This window comes from Pantoea agglomerans (genome assembly GCF_021397715.1).
GTDB lineage: Bacteria > Pseudomonadota > Gammaproteobacteria > Enterobacterales > Enterobacteriaceae > Pantoea > Pantoea astica.
Map to the genome: position 1 here is coordinate 209,211 of NZ_CP090208.1, position 18,588 is coordinate 227,798.

The following is an 18,588-nucleotide window of genomic DNA, read 5'->3' on the forward strand; positions in this document are numbered from 1 at the left end:
CCTCGCAAAACATCAGGATGGATAGACCGGATAGTCAGTATATCCTTTCTCACTGCCGCCATACAGGGAGGCGTGATCGACGCTGTTCAGCGGATGACCCGCTTTCAATCGCGCAGGCAGATCGGGATTGGCGATAAAAGTACGGCCGAAACCAAACAGATCGCCCCAGCCTTTTTCCAGCATCCGCTGCGCTTTTTCCTGCGTATAGCGGCCTGAGTACATAATCGGCGAGCGGAAAGTTTCGCGCAGCGCGATGCGGAAATCTTCAGGCAGATCCGGGCTGTTGTCCCAGTCGGCTTCGGCAATGGAAAGATAGCCGACTTCCAGCGCATTCAGTAGCTGCGCGGCGCGCAGGTATGTCGCATGAGGGTCGCTTTCTACCAGACCCAGGTAGACGCGTTCTTCATCGGTGCTTGAAAACAGCGGTGCAAAACGGACGCCGACCCGGTGGCTGCCAAATACCGCACTGACCGCCTCGGTCACTTCGCGCAGGAAACGCAGACGATTTTCGAGTGAGCCGCCATATTCATCTGTACGGAAGTTAGTGTGTTCGGAGATGAACTGGTTTATCAGATAGCCATTGGCGGAATGCAGTTCGACGCCATCGAAACCCGCCTCTCTGGCGTTTTCTGCGGCACGGCGATAGAGCGCCACCAGCTCTTTGACTTCAGCAGTGGTCAGTTCACGCGGCGCACTGGGCGCGGTTAACCTGCCGGCACCGGGTCCGGTTTCGATAAAGACTCTGACGTTATCTGCGGCAACGGCTGAAGGGGCGACCGGCGCCTGCTTGCCTGGCTGCAGTTCATTATGCGATACCCGGCCAACGTGCCAGAGCTGACAAAAAATCGTCCCGCCCTGCTGGTGTACAGCCTCAGTCACTTTTTTCCAGCCGGCGATCTGTGCTTCGCTGTGGATGCCCGGCGTCCAGGCATATCCCTGACCACGGGGTTCAATCTGTGTGCCTTCGGTGATCATAAAACCCGCACCGGCACGCTGGCGATAATATTCCACCATCATCTCACCGGGAATATTGCCAGGCTGCTCACTGCGGCAACGCGTCAGCGGCGGCAGTGCAATGCGGTTACGGAGCTGAAGGTCACCCAGCGTCAGGGGAGCGAATAAAGAGGGCATAACGAAAAATCCTTTAATGTCGAAAGTGGCGACATTATATTTACACATTTAAATTTGTAAATGTGTAGTTCGTGCTTTTTGCCCTGCTGAAGGTGACAAGGGGTTGCAGCCTGACGGTGCGCTTAGCCTGTATGCGTCATGCCGGGAGGCGTTATTTAAGGCCGTCAGCCGCGCTACGCGGGTTAAGTTAACGCTCTCTCAGCCTTGCAGGTTTTTTGCGAAACACACCGCCTCGTCCCGGCCGCTGTAAGGTCCGTAATTCTCAATGACTGAGTAGCCATTTTTACTATAAAACTCAACCGCCCGACGATTGATTCGCCGGGTTTCAAGCCACAACGCGTGATAACCCATACGCTTCGCCGAGCTTTCCAGAAAAGTAAGTAACGCATTGCCAATGCCAGCAGAACTTCGATCTGAAAACATTCTCTTAACTTCAGCTATATCATTCGCGAGTGGACGGATAGCCCCGCATCCAACTGCATGACCCTGTTTGTTTCTTGCCACAACCCATAGTGAACGCTCTCCTTGTACAGACTCTGCTGTGAAATGGCGTTTACCGCTATCGCCAGTGATCGCAGCCAGCTCTGCTGACAACTTTTCAATCAAATCGAGCGAGTCTGGCGCAGATGGGTCTGCTTTTTCGACGGTGATCATAGGGATACCTGTTGTACGACGGCTGTTGAATATAAAAAGATATTAATGAAAAATGCGTTGATCGTCAGCGACGATATTGCGAAATAACAGGATAAACAGTGTCGTTTTCGCCGATCGACTACTCCCCGCTCCCCATCCCTGGCGGCCGTAACATCAAACATCATGCACCTCTTCCCACAAAATAATTCGATTCCGGCATCAGAAAAGTTTCGCTGAAACATCTCTGCAGCTTAACCTTTTCTTAAGATTAATCCGATAACCTGCAGGCTGTATTAGCCCATTTTGGGCTTTTCCGGAGCCCGACCCCATGCAAAATAATACGACACACACTTTATCTCTGAGCAAAGTTCCTGCCGTCACCGCGGCTTTCTGGTTAACCAAAATCGCAGCGACCACCCTGGGTGAAACCGGCGGCGATGCGGTAACCATGTCGATGAATCTGGGTTACCTCACCGGTACCCTGATTTTCGCCATCATCTTTTTCATTGCGGTGGTGGTGCAGATTAAACGTCACAGCTTTAACAAATGGATCTACTGGTTTACCGTTGTGGCCACCACCACTGTCGGCACCACGCTGGCGGACTTCGCCGATCGCTCGCTGGGAATAGGTTATCTGGGCGGTACACTGCTGCTGAGCACGCTGCTGGTGCTCTCACTGTTTATCTGGCGCATTACCTGCGGCACCATCGCGGTAAATTCCGTTAACAACTCTATCTCAGAGAGTTTTTACTGGATTACCATCATGTTTTCTCAAACGCTGGGCACCGCGTTAGGTGACTGGACCGCAGACAGTGAAGGTCTGGGCTACGACGGCGGGATCCTGCTGTTTGTTGGCGCGCTGGGCATTATCTGGGCCGCCAGTCGATTTACCTCGCTTTCGCGGACGGCGCTGTTCTGGTCAGCCTTTATTCTGACCCGCCCGCTGGGTGCGGTAGTGGGTGACTTCCTGGATAAGCCTGTGGCCTCCGGCGGACTGGCGCTGAGTCGCTATAGCGCCTCGCTGACGCTGGCGCTGATTATCATCGCGTTTCTCTGGCTGCTGCCGCAGCGCCCGGCGATGAAAACCGCTACCGCCAACGGATAAAAAAAGCGCCGCCGGCAGCGTTGCCGATGACGCTCAGCGCTCGTGAACACATTCGGAGCCGCCAGCAATGGCGGCTTTTTTATTATTCAGTGCAGGCCGAAAGTATTGTTGCCGCGCAGGCTGTAATGCTGACAGAAGTCCCGCTTCTCGCTCAACGCCAACTCTGTATCAGGGATCAAAGCGAACTGGCATCCTGCACAGGTCACCCTCCAGCGCCTTCAGCTTCGGCTCAGTACCAGCTTCAGGCCTGCAATGGCGAAGCAGCAGGCTAACAGCGCATCAAGCCCGCGCCGGATACGCCGATAAAAAGCACTCATCAGCGCGGTGGAGAACAGTAACGCATAGCCGCAGAACACCATCACGCAGATCGCTGCACAGCCGCAGAGGATCATGGGCAACGCCGCGGCCGCCGCGCCCGGCTTGAGCGCAACGGACATAATGGCGACCCAGGTAAGAATGGCTTTTGGATTACCGATATGCATCAGGATGCCCTGGCGGAACAGCCTGGCATAGGCGACCTTCTCATCGCCTGGCGCGTATTGCGCCTCATCCGGTCGGCGTAGCGCGGATTTCCCCGCTTTGAAGGCAAGCCACAGCAGATATAACCCGCCGCCAATTTTCAACACGATCAGCAGTTGGGCGAAGGTCGCCAGCACGGTCAGCACGCCGCAGGCGGCCAGCAGTGCCCACAGCATCGAACCGCCTATCACGCCACCGGCCAGCGCCAGGGCAGCAGCGCGCCCCTTTTTCATCGCCGTCCCCATAATCGCCATATTACTCGGCCCTGGGCTGGCCGTTGCTACAAAGTAAGTGGTGTAAATGAGGATTAACTCGTGCGAAAACGCCATGTTTGCCTCGTTTATCAGAGTGGTGCTGTGGCCACTCTATATCGGCTCGCGCCAAAAGCCAGCATTCCGCCTCGTTTATCCCGATCGGATGATGCGGCCTGGCTGTCCCGGTGGTTTTTGCCGATCGGGGAATGCGTCAGCCGCTGAGTTGCCGGCTCGTCATCACACCATTTTTTCCCTATTGCGTTCAGCCCGCGCTATTCAAGCCGACTGGCAATCAGCCTCAGCTGTTCGGCGATCTGCTTCAAATCCCGCTGCTGCTGTCCAGCGGCACCGGTTGAGCTGCGCACCACCAGCCTGGCGGGCAGGATAGAGGAAGAACGCTGCTCATCGTGCTCGCCGGCCAACAGGATACGCGCCACCGCCTCTTTGCCCTGCAGATCGAGATCCAGCGAAACCGTGGTCAGCGCCGGATGAAAGAACGCGCTTTCATAGGTGTCATCGTAGCCAATCACCGAGATTTGCCCCGGTACCGCAACGCCGCGCTGATGCAGCGCGCTGAGTACGCCAAGCGCCATCTGATCGTTACCCACCAGCAGCGCGCTGAAGTCCGGCGCTTCGCGCAGCAGTTGCAGCACCCCGTTGTAACCACTCTGCGCATCCCAGTTACCGTGGCTGATGCTGACCGGCTTCAGGCGATAGCTTTCGAGCGTATCCAGCCAGCTCTTTAACCGCAGGTTAGCCGACACCGACTGCTCAGGACCGGCCAGCAGGGCAAATTCCCGATGTCCCTGCTCATAAAGATATTTAACGCTGGCGCGGGTACCGTCAGCGGGATTAAACGAAACGTTAAACACGGCGCTGTAAGGGTCAACATCCAGAAAGAGGCAGAGGATATCTTCGTTCTGCTGGGCGATGTGCTCTGCATCACTGCTCTCCAGCGGGACGTTAATGATCACCTTATCCACCCGCTGAGACTTCAGCTCATTGATACAATCCTGCAGACTTTGATTGACGTTCTCATCAATCATCGCAATCAGCACCTGGTAGTCAGCGGCGTTGGCGTAGCGTTTTACCGCGGCGGCCACCTGCGACGGGGCATGCAACGCCAGCGAAGTGGTCACCAGACCCAGGGTAGTGCTCTGCTTGCCTACCAACTGTTGCGCCAGTCGGTTGGGTACGTAGCGCAGCGTTTCAATAGCCTGTTCCACCTTGCGCCGCGTTGAGGCTGAGACGTTTGCTGACTTGTTTAAAACCCGTGACACCGTCTGATAAGAGACGCCTGCATGGCGGGCGACATCTTCCAAGGTGGCAGTTTTTGATTTCATAATTCGCATCCCTGATGACCAATGACGAAATGTTATCACAGCTCACCATCCCGCCAGGATACCGCAGTCACATTGCCTGAATAAAAAATAAAAGTAATACCTTCACATCCTGCGATTTGGTGATCTGATTCACCTTTCGTTACATAACACCGTCATTTCTTTGCAATACGTCACACATTGCCGCGATTTAATTTGTCACTCCTCTGCCAAAGAGCGTTTACTGCCGCTGTCATGTGAACGTATTACAAATACAAAATGAGGATAACATGGAAACAAGGTTACGTACTGCTGCTGTGGCGCTCGCTGCTGCCCTGGCTTCTCCATCGCTGTATGCCGCGATCGACAACATCGATTTCCACGGCTATCTGCGTGGCGGCGTAGGTGTGTCGCAGGATGGCGGTATTGAAGAGTACCAGAAGAATAAAATCGGCCGACTGGGCAATGAGGCCGATACCTACGGCGAGATCGAACTGGGCAGCGAAGTTTACAAAAAGGATGATGTCAGCTTCTACGTTGACACCATGGTCAGCATGTTCTCCGACGGCTCCAACGATAACGAAACCACCTTCGGCGACGATGCGCAGTTTGGCCTGCGTCAGCTTAATCTGCAGATCAAAGGGCTGGTGCCGGGCGATAAGAATGCGGTGATCTGGGGCGGTAAACGCTACTACCAGCGCCACGATCTGCACATCATCGATACCAAATACTGGAATATCTCCGGCTCCGGGGCCGGTATTGAAAACTACACGCTGGGTCCGGGTGCCATCTCGTTCGCATGGATTCGGGGCGATGCTAACGATGTGGATTACCGCGTCGATGGCGATAACGACGTCAACATTAACTATCTTGATTTGCGCTATGCGGGCTGGAAACCCTGGAGCGGGGCCTGGACTGAGTTCGGCATCGATTACGCCATGCCAAACACCACCAAAAAGCAGGAAGAGTATGGCGGCCTGTATGACGCCGAGAACGGCGTGATGCTGACCGGCGAAATCAGCCAGGATATCTGGGGCGGCTATCAGAAACTGGTGCTGCAGTATGCCGACAAAGGCCTGGCGCAGAACATGATTTCACAGGGCGGCGGCTGGTATGACATGTGGAATGATACCCGCAACGCCAAAGGCTACCGCGTGATCAACACCGGTCTGCTGCCGATTACCGACAAGTTCTCGTTAAACCAGGTCTTCACCTGGGGTGAAGCAGATGATGTGACAGCCCAGACCAGCAAAAGCACCCTGCTGTCGCTGGTAGGCCGCGGTCAGTATCAGTTTACCGAGTATGTTCGCGGCATCGGCGAAGTCGGTAGCTTCTGGCAGAAAGATGAGAACAAAGTCGGCGGTGATTATAAGCAGGCGGGACAGAAATATACCCTGGCGCTGGGTCTGGCCGCTGGTCCGGAGTTTATGTCACGTCCTGAACTGCGCCTGTTTGCGTCTTATCTGAATGATTCTGAAAACGGACACAGTTTCCAGGACAACACCAGTAATGACACCTGGAACTTCGGCGTACAGGTCGAAGCCTGGTGGTAAACGCACTATCTCCTCGTTGTGGTCTTTATTAAGCGCTTATGCAGGGGCTTATTTGGATAACCGGTAACGGTTATCCATTTTTTTATTCCGCCTGAAAGAAGCGTCTCTCCAGTAGCTGACGCAGACGATCGGACCGGGTCCCGAAGATCGCATGCACCTCGTGTCCCAGAATCACCACGCCAATCGCTCCCGCCTGCTGCAATCCGGCCGTATCCACCGCCGCCAGCGATTTCACCGTCACCCGCAGCCGGGTTAAGCAGGCATCGACCTGCTGAATATTGTCGCGCCCGCCAAAGCAGCGCATTAGCTGATCCAGCAGTTCACCGTCAACCGGTGCCTCACCGGCGGGCAGCGCCTGCCGGCTGAAGTAGTGCTTAAACGATTTCAGACTGACCATTCTGTTCTCCTTCAGATAAGAAAAAGGCGGGCTGCTGCCCGCCGTGTTGCTGATAACGCTAACCGCCTCGCCTAGGAGGCGCTGTTGTCCTGTGGCGCACGCAATACGCGACAGCCCCAGGGTGCCAGGGTCAGCGCGCCGGTCAGCGGGACGCCGCTGATCAGATCGCTGATCCCGGCTGGCAGTTGCAGTTGCTGCGCCTGTCCGGTGTAGTTCTGCAGGAAGATAAACGCCTGTTCACCATCGGTACGGCTCTGCGCCGTCACGCCTGGCGGCAACGCCATCGGCAACGCACGCGGTAACGCCAGCTGCCGGATCAACGCGCCGTAGAAATCACGGTGGAACGGCAGATCATTACGCGATGCGATGTACCAGGCTTTGCCCTTGCCGACCTGATTAACGGTCACCGCCGGAGTTCCGGCGTAGAAGTCGCTTTCGTAGCTGGCCACGACCGTTGCGCCTTCCGGATGAATATGCTCGCAAAGTTCCCGCGCCTGATACGGCCCGCACAGGCCCAGTTCGTTACCGTTGACGCCGCGTACGCCATTGAACTCTTCGTCGGTCAGGCTATCGATCTCTTCTGCCCAGATGCCGAGCAGCGGCCGCAGCGGGCCAGGGAATCCGCCGAGGTAACAGAGATCGCTCTCGTTGACGATGCCGCTCCAGTAGCTGGCAACAAAGTGACCGCCCCGCTCCAGATGTTGCTGCACCCGCGCCGCGAAGCCATCACGAACCATGTAGAGCATCGGCGCAATCACCAGCTCATAGCCGCTGAGATCGCTGTCGCCGTTGATCACATCGACCGCCACACCCTGTTCCCAGAACGCGCGATAGTGTTCATTCACCGTGCGTTCATAGTGCAGGCCGAGGTTGCGCGGACCCTGCGCGTTATCCATTGCCCAGCGGCTTTCCCAGTCGAAAATAATCGCCACTCTGGCCTCAACCCGGCTGCCCAGCACCGGAGTCATCGCCGCCAGCATCCGTCCTAGCTCGCTCACTTCGCGGCCGGTTCGGGTATCAAGGTGACCGACGTGATCGACCACCGCACCATGAAATTTCTCGACCGAGCCGCGGCTTTTACGCCACTGAAAATATTGCACCGCGTCGGCACCGTGCGCGACCGCCTGCAAAGACGAGAGAATATGCATCCCCGGCTTTTTGAGCTTGCTGGTCGGCTGCCAGTTAGTGGCGCTCGGCGTCGACTCCATCAGGACAAAGGGTTTGCCCTGCTTCAGGGTTCGCATAAGATCGTGATACATCGCGGTGTAGCAGGCCAGCGCGGTTTCATCCTGCTGGTTGTGCCACATCGGATAGCTGTCCCAGGAGATAAAGTCGAGCGTCGGGGCCAGCTTCCAGTAATCGTAATCGTAGAAGTACTCCATGAAGTTGGTGGTGGCGGGCAGATCGGGATTGGCCTGCTTCAGCGGTTTGATCTCTTCGCGGCAGAAGTCGTTGACCTGATCGGTCATAAAACGCCGCCAGTCGAGGTTCAGACCGTGAATCGACATTTCACCCTGCGGAGCCGGTGAGACAATCTGCGACCAGTCGCTGTAGGTATGGCTCCAGAAGTCGCTCCACCAGGCGTGATTCAGCTTCTCCAGCGTTTCGTAGCGGCGCTGCAGCCAGCCGCGAAAGGCCTGCTGACAGCGATCGCAGTGGCACTCGCCGCCATACTCATTAGAGATGTGCCAGCCAATCACCGCCGGATGATGGGCGTAACGTGCCGCCAGCTGGTTGTTCATCGCCTGTACTTTCTGGCGATAAACCGGCGAGGTCATGCAGTGATTATGCCGGCCGCCATGCAGAGCAGGCACGCGATCGCGACCCACCCGCAACACCTGCGGGTAGGCCTGCGACATCCAGGCCGGACGGGCGCCGCTCGGCGTGGCGAGAAACACCGAAATGCCCTGCTGCCAGAGCTTGTCGATCACCTCATCCAGCCAGCCGAAATCATAGCGTCCCTCTTCCGGCTCCAGCTTCGCCCAGCTAAAAATCCCGACGGACATGACGTTACAGTGCGCCTGCTTCATCATCATTACATCGTCATCAATAATGCCCGGCTGATGTTGCCACTGTTCCGGATTGTAGTCAGCGCCATGCAGCAGCGAGGTCACCCTGGCGCTGATCGGGGGAAATTTATTCATATCTGTTCCTCAGAGGTGTCAGAGACATCAGCGTTTGCGCTAATGATTAATGAAAAACCTGTAGCGAAGGCAGCGCCTTGCCGTGACAGTCAAACAGCGCCTGATTTTCGCGGGCGTTACCCTGTTTCCATTCGTCGTGGATATATTTCATGCCGGCAGGCGTGGCCCAGGTGTTGCCGGGCGCCGGGATCCATGCGGGTTCCCAGTACACCACGCCTTTGCCGCGATGGTCTGGCACCGCCAGTACCGCTTTGATCAGATCATGCAGGTAGGCCGCCTGGCCCGTGACCGTAGCGGGATAACCGCCGGCCTGCTCCTCTTTGGCCTGGAAGCTGTTCTCCGCGCTATCGCAGTTTTCCAGCTGGTAGCCATAGGCGGCTTCCACCACCATCACATCTTTGTCATAGCGCCGGGAGATATCGTCCATGTTGGCTTTCAGCGCGCTGATCGGGCCGTTCCAGTAGGTGTACATCGACAGGCCGATCACATCGAACGGCACATCACGCTTAACGATTTCGTCGAACCACCAGCGGAACATGTCGTTTTTAGTCCCTTCAGCGAGGTGCAGCATGATCTTCACCTGCTGCGGATCGCTGAGGTTTTCGCGCAGCCCGCCGATCGCCGCTTTCAGCAGACCGGCCAGACGATCAAACTCGCCGCCGTTCTGGCCCCAGCTTTTTCCCTCTGGCCAGAGCATCCCGCCGTTGAGTTCATTGCCAATCTGCACGATATCGGGCATCACGCCTTCCGCTTTGAAACGTGCGAGGGTGTCGCGGGTATAGTCATGAATCTGCGTTTCCAGCTGAGGAAAGGTCAGCGACTGCCAGGCCTTTGGTTTGAACTGCTTGCCGGGATCGGTCCAGAAATCGCTGTAATGCACGTCGAGCAGCAGCTTCAGGCCAGCGGCTTTGACCCGCTTCGCCAGCGCCAGTGTGGTCGCCAGATCGTTGCCGCCGCCCCCGTAGGTCTGGCCGTTACCGTCGGTGGGATCAACCCACAGCCGCAGACGAATGGTGTTGATGCCACTGGCTTTCAGAATGGCGATGGCATCCTGCTGCTGGTTAGCGGCGTTGTAGAATTTCGCGCCCTGCTTCTCCAGTTCCGCCAGCGAAGAGATGTCCGCGCCTTTGATGAAATCCGCTGGCCACGGCCCGGCGGAGGCGATAGTGGACGAATGAGCGGCGAGCAGCGGTGTCGCCCAGGCCAGCGCCAGGGCGAGAAATAAGGTTTTTGGCGTCATGATTTATCCTTTAGTACTGCCTGAGGCCAGGCCAGAAACGAAGTATTTCTGCAGGGCCAGATAGAACACCGCTACCGGCACCGCGATCAGAACCGCGCCCGCCGCATAGGTGGTGTAGCTGGCGCCCATCTTTTGCGACACCAGGTTATAGAGGCCGATCGGCAAGGTGAACTGATCGGGTGTACGCAAAATGGTGCTGGAGAGAATGAAATCGCCCAGCGGACCGGTGAAGGAGAACAGCGCCACCACCGCCAGAATCGGCTTCGACAGCGGCATGATGATCTCGACAAAGATGCGGAAGTTGCCCGCGCCATCCATGCGCGCCGACTCATCCAGATCTTTGGGTATCGAGTCGAGATAGCCCTTCATCAGATAGGTGTTCATCGGGATCATGCCGCCGACGTAGATCAGCACCAGCGCCATGTGGCTATTGATCAGCCCCAGCAGTTGCGACAGCACGAAAATCGCGATCAGTGCCGAAAACTGCGGAATCATCTGCAACAGCAGAAACAGCATCAGCCCGTTCTGCCGCCCTTTGAAGCGAAACCGCGAAAAGGCGTAGGCGGTACAGCTGACGCTCACCAGCGTCAGCACCATGGTCAGGAAACTGATTTTCATCGAGTTCCAGTACCAGGTCAGATAAGGCACCGTGCCGTTGAACAGATCGCGGTAGTGCTGTAGCGACGCATTCTCGGGAATGATCGAACTGCTGAGCAGGCTGTTACCCGCATTCAGTGATGCTCCTACCGTCCAGACCAGCGGATAAATGATGATGGTCGAGACGGCCAGCACCACCAGCCAGGTCAGCGACAGGCGTACCCACCGTTCGCGTTTAATACTGCCGGACTTCGCCATAACTGCTCCCTTACGCCATCTCATCTTGTTTAAACGACCGGGTCGCGCGGAACTGCCACAGCGCCAGACCCACCACGAAAATCGACAGCAGAATGGTGATAGTTGCGGCGATAGCATATTGCGACGACGACATGGTGAGCTTGTAGATCCACGACACCAGAATATCGGTGCCGCCGGCATTCGACCCCGCCACCGCCGGACCGCCGTTGTTAAACAGGTAGATAATGTTGAAATTATTAAAGTTGAAGGTGTATTGCGTGATGATGATCGGCGCAATCGCATACAGCACCAGCGGCAGCGTGATGGTTTTCAGCCGCGTCCAGGCACTGGCGCCGTCCATGATCGCCGCCTCATAGAGATCGTCCGGAATAGCCTGCAACACGCCAGTAGTCATCGCGAAGACAAACGGGAAGCCGAGCCAGGTCTGCATCATGATCAGCGCGGTTTTGCTCCAGAACGGATCGGTCATCCACGCCTTTGGCGCGATGCCAAAGAAATCGAGAATGGCGTTATTGATCACCCCGAAGCTGTCGTTAAACATGCCGGCAAACACCAGAATGGTGACGAAGCCCGGCACTGCCCACGGCAGGATAAAAATGGTGCGGATCAGCGGTTTAAAGCGCAGGTCTTTCTGATTGACCAGAATTGCCAGCATCACGCCCACGGTGCACTGCAGCGTGGTGGCCAGCAGCGTCCAGACCACTGTCCACTGCAGCACGTCAAAGAAGGTGGATCGCCAGATCGACAGGGTGAAAATGTTGATAAAGTTTTTGAATCCCACCCAATCCACCAGCTTCGCCGGCGGCGTGTGGTAGAGGTTGTAGTTGGTGAAGGCAATCGCGAAGCCAAACAGAATCGGAAACACCACCACGAACACCAGCAGAATAAAGCCCGGTGAAATCATCAGGTAAGGGAAGCCGTCGCGCAGCAGCAGCTGATACTGCTGACGCACACTGTTAAGTGGCTGACCCTTGTCACGCTTTACGCCATTCAGCCAGGCATCACGCACCGACACTCCCCAGACTGCAAGGCCAAAGGCAGCAATCAGCAGGCTGATGATCCCCTCTGCCAGCAGGAAGATGGAGTTATCGCGCGGGACCACTTCACCCAGCGTATAGAGTCCCCACATCCCTTCACGCAGAAAATCGTGGAAGACGCCGGTAAAACTGGCGAGCAAAATCAGAAAACAGAGCCCTTTTGCCCACTGGCGGTGATAAAACTGGCCGAAGCCAGGCAGCAGCGCGAGCAGCGCACCCGTCGTCGCATGACGACGCGGACGCGTAGCGCTGACCAGATGTTCATCGGAAGAAATAGCCACACCCTGATCCTTTTCCTGTAGGGATTATCGCCCGGCGCACCATTACTGGTTGCTGGCCTGCATCGCTTCGATCTGCATGGTGATCTGCTTCACGGCATTATCCAGCGCCGCTTTCGGCTCCTGCTTGCCGGAAACGCTCAGCTCCAGCGCCGCATTAGCCGGACCCCAGACTTCCTGCATCTCTGGTACGCCTGGCATGGCCGACGCGCGCGTGGCCTGCACCGCCACCGCGTTAGCTTTCTCATCATCTTTGATGATCGGATCGTTCATCAGCGCCGTGACCGGTGGGATTTCCTGCGTTTTCTGATAACGCTCTTTGACGTACTGCGGCTGGTTAATAAAGGTGATGAATTTCTGCGCCAGCGCCTGATCTTTACTCCAGGTTGAGACCACATACCCTTTCACGCCGAGGAACGAGCTCATCGGTTTGCCGTTGGGCAGCAGCGGCAGCGGAGCGACACCATAGTTAATCCCGGCCGCCTGATAAGGCTGAAACGCCCACGGACCATTAATCACCGCGGCCGCTTTTTTCTCGGTAAACAGCGAGTCGATGGCGTTCAGCCCGTTGTCGCCCATGATGCCGCCCGGCAACAGCCCTTCGCTGAAGAAGCGCTTCAGATAGCTGACCGCGTCGACGCTGCCCGCAGTGTTCAGCCCGACATCCTGGGTATTGAGCGTCCCATCACTATTTTTGCCAAAGATATAGGCGCCCATCGGAGCCATTACGCCCCAGCTGTAGTAGATCTGATCAAACTTCGCCAGCAGGCCATACTGCTTCGCCGCGCGTTGCTTTTGCGAGAAGGCGCGATATTCATCCAGGGTTTTCAGCGGTGATGGCAGCAGATCTTTGTTGTAAATCAGCACCAGCGTCTCAACCGCTTTCGGCGCGCCGTAGACCACCTTGTTCTGCGTAAAGGCTGCCATCGCTGACGGTGTGTAGGCGCTCTGTTCCGCCGCATCCATTTTCAGCGGGGCCAGCAGGCCCTGTACCACGGCGCTGCCCAGCTGATCGTTCGGAATGACCAGCACATCCGGGCCGATGCCCGCCGGACCATCCAGACGCAGCTTCTCAATCTGCTGGGCAAACGGCATCTCCTGCACTTTTACCTCAACGTCGTACTGCTTTTGAAAATCGGCGATCGCGGTTTTGATTCCGTCCGATTTCTTAATATCTTCCCAGATGGTCAATTGCTGAGCGGCCCAGGCGGATTGATTAAGCATCAATGCTGAAAGGAGTAGCGTAACGCTGATTTTAATTTTCATTTCTGTCCTCATGTGAAGGTATGACATTTTTAGCTGTCATTCGCTGAAATCTTTTTGCTAACGCCTGCAGAGTCCTGACTAAACGGGCAGGTTGATTCTGGATAACGTATCGCACAGGGGGCCTACGCTACGCGGAACGCTGACGCCGCTCCAGCCTGTTAGCACCAATGTGTGATCGGTATTACAGAAATCAAAAACAGCGGTAGGGCGCGCTTCGGTGCAACGTTATAGTCAACTCAGGCACCATCAGGGCTGACGTGAAAATTAACCATCTGTTATACGTCGTACATTTAAGCAGCCATATCCCTGCCATGAGGATCAGCATGTCCAGCATCAGATTAAGAAACGTCACCAAACGCTTTGGTAAAACAGAAACGCTGAAAAACATCACGCTCGATATCGAGACCGGTGAATTTGCTGTCTTCGTTGGCCCGTCCGGCTGCGGTAAGTCCACGCTGTTACGGCTGATTGCCGGGCTGGAGGAGATCAGTGACGGTGAGATTTTGATTGGCGATGAGGTGATGAATGACATCGCGCCCTCACATCGCGGTGTGGCGATGGTGTTTCAGTCCTATGCGCTCTATCCGCATATGACCGTGGCGGAGAATATCGGCTACGGCCTGAAAGTTAACCGTTTGCCGAAAGCGCAGATTGAGCATCAGGTGGAGATGGTGGCGAAAACGCTGCAGCTGGCGCATCTGCTGGATCGTAAACCAAAGCAGCTTTCCGGCGGTCAGCGTCAGCGTGTGGCAATTGGTCGCGCGATTGTGCGGAATCCGCGGGTATTTATGTTCGATGAACCCTTATCGAACCTTGATGCCGAACTGCGTGTCGATATGCGCCTGCACATAGCAAAGCTGCACCAGGAGCTGAAAACCACCATGGTTTATGTGACGCACGATCAGACCGAAGCGATGACGCTGGCCGATAAGATTGTGGTGATGAACTACGGCAAGGTGGAACAGGTCGGGTCGCCGATGGCGCTCTATTACAATCCGATCAACCGTTTTGTCGCTGGCTTTATCGGATCACCGAAAATGAATTTTCTGCCGGCACGCGTAGAGCAGTGCGGGCCCGGCGGCCTGATCGCGGTAGTCAACGACGGCGAGCACCGGCTGCAACTCCCCTCACCCTTGCGCCAGCTGCAGCCAGGCGATGAGATCACGCTGGGGATCAGACCAGAACAGTTGCAGATTAACGGCGACGGGCCGCTTAACCTGAATTTTCATTGCGAAGTGGTGGAGCGACTCGGTAACAATACCTATCTGTTTGGTCAGAGCCACGGCTACGACGGCTTCAAAATGCTGCTGCCGGGCGATGTCCATTTTCGTCCCTACCAGACACTGCGACCCACCTTCCATCCGCATCACTGCATGGTGTTTGATGCCCAGGGCGAGCGCATCAGCGCGGATATCGCGATGCCGCAGGTTCGCGCCGCCTGATTACTGTCAACAAGCCCGGTGATGGCGATCGCCGGGCGTGCTGTTACGCTTTTGATGCGCGCTAATGGTCTTACGGATTGTTGCCGTGACACCGCGATCAATCGCTTCCTCAGGCCAGGCTGTCCCTTTCACCCCAACCTGATTTCAGAAGCGGCTCATTCCCTGAAGCGGTTGATTTTTATCTGCCAGTCATCCGTTTACCGTTCAGTATCTGATTCAGGTTCAAGGCAGAAGTCGTGACCTCATCATCCCGTTTCGCCCGGCCTGTTGGCGGTTAATCCAGCAGCGGCTTGCGGTTGTCTTTCGGCGGCTCTGGCTTGAGTCTTTCAACGGGAATATTGCACATGCTCTCTGCAATCATGCCGAAAAGAGAATCTTTCGGGAACGTTTTCCACTGCCCCGGCTCCGCTCCGACGTGAACAAGAATGCCTTCCGCAAAGGGTTTTGAAAACATTGACCGGTTCAAAACAGCACGCTGGTTTTGCTCGCAGTTAATCACATTAATGGCCCGGGAACTGGCAACGTAAACGGGCGGATCTTTTATAATCAGTCTCTGTTTCACGTAGTTGTTGATGAAATAAAACTGACGCAGGTGAGGGTTCCCCTGATAGGTGGAAATTACCCTGAAATCGGCATAGGAAATTAAGTCGTCATCAGCAAGAACTTTTATCAGACCTGCCGGAGCTTTTACCGGCGTTTGCGGCGGTGGCTTGCTGGTTTCCGCACAGCCGGTCAGAAGAAGTAATGCCATCCATGTCAGTTTTTTCATTTTGCCGCCTCAGCAGTTAAGTCAGGTCGTAACGTTACGAGCATCTCAGGCGTGACATTTCCCTGAACGGAACAGAGTAATAATGTGCCTTGTTTGCCTTTGCTGAGTAATAACAGTTTCTCGGTGCTTTCTTTTGCCGGAGCAATGTCAGAGACCGCTTGCGCGTTTATTTCCCATCCACTGTCTGGGTTTGCTTTAATCATCGCCTGAGAGACATATTCATCTCCGGCCCTGGTCCAGCTCAAATGATCGAGTCTGGAAAGGACCTCTTGTGGTGATTCTTTGAAAACCAGTCCCCAGAAATAGTATTTACCGTAGTTGATGGCATCGAAGTTATTGGTTTGCAGATTATAACCGGTAATCGTCAGGTTTAATTCATGCAGAGGCTGGGTAAACCAGAGGGTGCCATTGCCGTCGACCGGCGCTTTGAACCAGGCCCGCTGTTGATGGTCAACCGTTAGCGGTGCGACGCGGCTCAGAGTGGCCCGCTGATGATATATTTCGTTGAAAAAGGTTGAATCACAACGGGTCAGGCTTTGCGTCAGCGTATTCGCGTAAGCAGGTAATGTCAGTCCTGTCATTCCCAGCAGGAGGCCAGTGGTATAGATATTTTTACGCATCTCATATCCCTATATAAAAAACGCTTTTTTTATCGGCGCAGCGCAATGGAACTTTATGTTTTTTCTTTCACTGTCGGACGGGTGCATGATTGATTCAGCCTGTGCCTGGCATGGTCGAAGCACCCTTGAGGTTACCCGAATCAACGCTGTCGTTTCCGGCGACCAGATACCCCCTGTTCATGAACAGCGTTAGCTCAGGATTATAAGAACACGAAGCTCAGTGACGCTATGTTTACTGTTATCAACGGAAAAATTAACTGAGAAAAGATCATGGATGCGTTCAGCCAGCAGCGTTTCGGGGTTCGTCTTGAGTGGGGCCTGTCTGCCGTGGAGGGCTTAGCCAGCGAAGCAGACTGCATCGTTATTATCGACGTTATCTCATTTTCGACCTGCGTCAGCCTGGCGGTCGATAAGGGTGCGCGCATTTATCCCTGGCCGTGGAAAGACGATTCCGCACGTCAATATGCGATGAAAATCGGAGCACAGGCAGCCAGCCCGGACCGTCGATTCAGCGGTGAAGGTTATAGCCTGTCGCCGGCTTCGATTCAAAACATTCGCGAAGGTGAAAGCCTGGTACTGCCGTCGCCTAACGGCTCCGCGATTTCGTTCAGGGCGCGGGAGACCGGTAAGCCGGTTTTCACCGGCTGCTTACGGAACATGACCGCCACAGCAAATGCCTGCCGCCGTTTTGACCGTATACTGATCATCCCCTGTGGTGAGCGATGGCCTGACGGTAGTCTTCGTCCCGCGGTTGAAGATTACACCGCAGCAGGCGGCATTATCGCCGCAATGGGACGCCAGGATTATTCACCCGAAGCACAGGCGGCGGTGGCTGTCTGGCAATATTACCAGGCACAAAATCTGCAGCCTCTTGGTGAATGTGCCTCAGCGCTTGAACTCCAGCAGCGTGGATTTGATGCAGACACCGTGCTCTGCCTACAGGTTGATACGGCTAAACAAGCGTGCCGGCTGAAGGGGGAGTTTTATGCGTCAGCGGTGACCTGACTGACCCGCTCAGCGGGAAACGTAATCTTCTTTTTCTTTCAGGTGCTTTGCCTGCCGCTGCGGGGGATTGAGGTATAAGTCACACACAGACATGATGGCTGGTAAGCCGGTTGTTGACATAGCGATGAATCATTAACGCAGGCGGTTCAGCGACCGGGGGAATGTTTTTTGTTCCGAACCATACAGGATTAGCCGGGCAGACGGAGCCACAGATATAAGCCGGAATACCGGCAAAAGTACCTGCTACTGGCCGATGTACATGCCCGGTAGCAATCGCCAGCAGCCTGGCCGGTGCGTTTTTAATCAGCGTTTCCAGCGGGCCCGTTCCTCTGCACATCGATTCATCCAGGGTCGGGATGCCAGATTCAAAGACGTGGTGATGCATAAAGAGCAGCACTGGCGAGTCCCCTCTATTGTTGAGTTGTTTATTCAGCCATTCGAGATGCCCGGAAACGCTGCCATAATCCTGGTGATCAACTGTCGAATCCAGACCTGGTAGTTTCAACCCGCCAATATCACGACTAAAGTGCAGAGCCTGTGGCGACGCATCAGAAGCCCCCTGTGACTCACCCCATGTCATTCGCATTAAATGGCGAGCGTCGGAATTTCCCGGCAGAACTAATGAAGGATAATCCTGCTGTTCCAGTTGTTCAGCGATCTCTCTATAGCCTTCGCGCCACTCGCCGTCTGTCAGGTCACCGGTAAGCACGACTATGTCCGGATGCAGATTCGCAAGCCACCTCAGCACCTGTTCGAATCGCTGAAGATGATCGTTTTCAGATGAGGCATGAATATCCGAAATCTGAGCTATCAGCATAGCGTCCTCCACGTTTTCGATGGGGTGTTAACGGCGGAGCTTAACACAGTCAAAAGCTATCATCCGGCATCCGGGCTTTGCCGACGATGGCTTTCTAACGTTATTCAGTTAAATTCAGTGGTTCCAATACCAAATGCACCGATCGCCAGCGCCCAGAGAGCAAATGGCATAACGCCTGGCCTGTCAGTCAATTTCACGTTTAAG

17 protein-coding genes are annotated in these 18,588 nt (G+C 55.4%); 4 read left to right on the forward strand and 13 right to left on the reverse strand.

Annotated features, from left to right (window positions below; translation table 11 throughout):
- Positions 1-12: 12 nt before the first annotated feature.
- The gene (locus LZU96_RS20685; protein ID WP_233988442.1) at positions 13-1,131 is read right to left on the reverse strand and encodes an alkene reductase; all 1,119 of its coding nucleotides are present in this window, start codon (positions 1,129-1,131) and stop codon (positions 13-15) included.
- A gap of 198 nt (positions 1,132-1,329) precedes the next feature.
- Entirely contained in the window at positions 1,330-1,785 is a 456-nt protein-coding gene (locus tag LZU96_RS20690; protein ID WP_233988443.1) for a GNAT family N-acetyltransferase, read from the reverse strand.
- A 307-nt stretch (positions 1,786-2,092) separates the two neighbouring features.
- Here LZU96_RS20690 and LZU96_RS20695 point away from each other — a divergent pair, with 307 nt between their 5' ends.
- A complete protein-coding gene (locus LZU96_RS20695) occupies positions 2,093-2,869 on the forward strand; it encodes a hypothetical protein (RefSeq protein ID WP_233988444.1) in 777 nt (258 codons plus the stop codon).
- Between the two features lie 218 nt (positions 2,870-3,087).
- Here LZU96_RS20695 and LZU96_RS20700 read toward each other — a convergent pair whose 3' ends face one another.
- Positions 3,088-3,717 carry a LysE family translocator gene (locus LZU96_RS20700; RefSeq protein ID WP_233988445.1) on the reverse strand — a complete coding sequence of 210 codons (630 nt, stop codon included), beginning with the start codon at positions 3,715-3,717 and terminating at the stop codon, positions 3,088-3,090.
- Positions 3,718-3,914: 197 nt separating this feature from the next.
- Positions 3,915-4,985 carry a LacI family DNA-binding transcriptional regulator gene (locus tag LZU96_RS20705; protein ID WP_233988447.1) on the reverse strand — a complete coding sequence of 357 codons (1,071 nt, stop codon included), beginning with the start codon at positions 4,983-4,985 and terminating at the stop codon, positions 3,915-3,917.
- Between the two features lie 266 nt (positions 4,986-5,251).
- On the opposite strand from LZU96_RS20705, the gene LZU96_RS20710 reads away from it, so the two are divergent.
- A complete protein-coding gene (locus LZU96_RS20710) occupies positions 5,252-6,514 on the forward strand; it encodes a maltoporin (protein ID WP_233988448.1) in 1,263 nt (420 codons plus the stop codon).
- 82 nt (positions 6,515-6,596) lie between these two features.
- On the opposite strand, the gene LZU96_RS20715 is transcribed toward LZU96_RS20710, so the two are convergent.
- From LZU96_RS20715 to LZU96_RS20740, 6 genes are all read right to left on the reverse strand, one after another.
- The gene (locus LZU96_RS20715) at positions 6,597-6,911 is read right to left on the reverse strand and encodes a glucose PTS transporter subunit EIIB (RefSeq protein WP_233988450.1); all 315 of its coding nucleotides are present in this window, start codon (positions 6,909-6,911) and stop codon (positions 6,597-6,599) included.
- 71 nt (positions 6,912-6,982) lie between these two features.
- Entirely contained in the window at positions 6,983-9,055 is a 2,073-nt protein-coding gene (locus LZU96_RS20720) for a beta-galactosidase (RefSeq protein WP_233988451.1), read from the reverse strand.
- 46 nt (positions 9,056-9,101) lie between these two features.
- A complete protein-coding gene (locus LZU96_RS20725; RefSeq protein ID WP_233988452.1) occupies positions 9,102-10,295 on the reverse strand; it encodes a glycoside hydrolase family 53 protein in 1,194 nt (397 codons plus the stop codon).
- Positions 10,296-10,298: 3 nt separating this feature from the next.
- Positions 10,299-11,150: a sugar ABC transporter permease gene (locus LZU96_RS20730; protein WP_233988454.1), complete on the reverse strand. Its 852-nt coding sequence runs from the start codon at positions 11,148-11,150 to the stop codon at positions 10,299-10,301.
- A gap of 10 nt (positions 11,151-11,160) precedes the next feature.
- Positions 11,161-12,468, reverse strand: coding sequence for a carbohydrate ABC transporter permease (locus LZU96_RS20735; protein WP_233988455.1), 1,308 nt, complete (start codon positions 12,466-12,468; stop codon positions 11,161-11,163).
- Between the two features lie 42 nt (positions 12,469-12,510).
- Positions 12,511-13,731, reverse strand: coding sequence for an extracellular solute-binding protein (locus LZU96_RS20740; protein WP_233988456.1), 1,221 nt, complete (start codon positions 13,729-13,731; stop codon positions 12,511-12,513).
- Between the two features lie 323 nt (positions 13,732-14,054).
- Between LZU96_RS20740 and LZU96_RS20745 the strand changes: the two genes are divergently transcribed.
- Positions 14,055-15,173, forward strand: a complete 1,119-nt coding sequence (locus LZU96_RS20745; RefSeq protein ID WP_233988458.1) for an ABC transporter ATP-binding protein — start codon at positions 14,055-14,057, stop codon at positions 15,171-15,173.
- 274 nt (positions 15,174-15,447) lie between these two features.
- Here the strand turns inward: LZU96_RS20745 and LZU96_RS20750 are convergent, their stop codons facing one another.
- Both LZU96_RS20750 and LZU96_RS20755 read right to left on the reverse strand, forming a co-directional pair.
- Entirely contained in the window at positions 15,448-15,942 is a 495-nt protein-coding gene (locus tag LZU96_RS20750) for a surface-adhesin E family protein (RefSeq protein ID WP_233988460.1), read from the reverse strand.
- Entirely contained in the window at positions 15,939-16,562 is a 624-nt protein-coding gene (locus tag LZU96_RS20755; protein WP_233988462.1) for a hypothetical protein, read from the reverse strand. Before LZU96_RS20755 ends, LZU96_RS20750 begins: the two co-directional genes overlap by 4 nt.
- A gap of 270 nt (positions 16,563-16,832) precedes the next feature.
- Between LZU96_RS20755 and LZU96_RS20760 the strand changes: the two genes are divergently transcribed.
- Positions 16,833-17,567, forward strand: coding sequence for a 2-phosphosulfolactate phosphatase (locus LZU96_RS20760; protein ID WP_233988463.1), 735 nt, complete (start codon positions 16,833-16,835; stop codon positions 17,565-17,567).
- 79 nt (positions 17,568-17,646) lie between these two features.
- Here LZU96_RS20760 and LZU96_RS20765 read toward each other — a convergent pair whose 3' ends face one another.
- The gene (locus tag LZU96_RS20765) at positions 17,647-18,384 is read right to left on the reverse strand and encodes a metallophosphoesterase (RefSeq protein WP_233988465.1); all 738 of its coding nucleotides are present in this window, start codon (positions 18,382-18,384) and stop codon (positions 17,647-17,649) included.
- Positions 18,385-18,588: the final 204 nt, after the last annotated feature.

Excerpts from the sequence above, each read along its gene's own strand:
- LZU96_RS20685 (WP_233988442.1), bottom strand. The coding sequence starts at position 1,131 with ATGCCCTCTTTATTCGCTCCCCTGACGCTGGGTGACCTTCAGCTCCGT.
- LZU96_RS20690 (WP_233988443.1), bottom strand. The coding sequence starts at position 1,785 with ATGATCACCGTCGAAAAAGCAGACCCATCTGCGCCAGACTCGCTCGAT.
- LZU96_RS20695 (WP_233988444.1), top strand. The coding sequence starts at position 2,093 with ATGCAAAATAATACGACACACACTTTATCTCTGAGCAAAGTTCCTGCC.
- LZU96_RS20700 (WP_233988445.1), bottom strand. The coding sequence starts at position 3,717 with ATGGCGTTTTCGCACGAGTTAATCCTCATTTACACCACTTACTTTGTA.
- LZU96_RS20705 (WP_233988447.1), bottom strand. The coding sequence starts at position 4,985 with ATGAAATCAAAAACTGCCACCTTGGAAGATGTCGCCCGCCATGCAGGC.
- LZU96_RS20710 (WP_233988448.1), top strand. The coding sequence starts at position 5,252 with ATGGAAACAAGGTTACGTACTGCTGCTGTGGCGCTCGCTGCTGCCCTG.
- LZU96_RS20715 (WP_233988450.1), bottom strand. The coding sequence starts at position 6,911 with ATGGTCAGTCTGAAATCGTTTAAGCACTACTTCAGCCGGCAGGCGCTG.
- LZU96_RS20720 (WP_233988451.1), bottom strand. The coding sequence starts at position 9,055 with ATGAATAAATTTCCCCCGATCAGCGCCAGGGTGACCTCGCTGCTGCAT.
- LZU96_RS20725 (WP_233988452.1), bottom strand. The coding sequence starts at position 10,295 with ATGACGCCAAAAACCTTATTTCTCGCCCTGGCGCTGGCCTGGGCGACA.
- LZU96_RS20730 (WP_233988454.1), bottom strand. The coding sequence starts at position 11,150 with ATGGCGAAGTCCGGCAGTATTAAACGCGAACGGTGGGTACGCCTGTCG.
- LZU96_RS20740 (WP_233988456.1), bottom strand. The coding sequence starts at position 13,731 with ATGAAAATTAAAATCAGCGTTACGCTACTCCTTTCAGCATTGATGCTT.
- LZU96_RS20745 (WP_233988458.1), top strand. The coding sequence starts at position 14,055 with ATGTCCAGCATCAGATTAAGAAACGTCACCAAACGCTTTGGTAAAACA.
- LZU96_RS20750 (WP_233988460.1), bottom strand. The coding sequence starts at position 15,942 with ATGAAAAAACTGACATGGATGGCATTACTTCTTCTGACCGGCTGTGCG.
- LZU96_RS20755 (WP_233988462.1), bottom strand. The coding sequence starts at position 16,562 with ATGCGTAAAAATATCTATACCACTGGCCTCCTGCTGGGAATGACAGGA.
- LZU96_RS20760 (WP_233988463.1), top strand. The coding sequence starts at position 16,833 with ATGGATGCGTTCAGCCAGCAGCGTTTCGGGGTTCGTCTTGAGTGGGGC.
- LZU96_RS20765 (WP_233988465.1), bottom strand. The coding sequence starts at position 18,384 with ATGCTGATAGCTCAGATTTCGGATATTCATGCCTCATCTGAAAACGAT.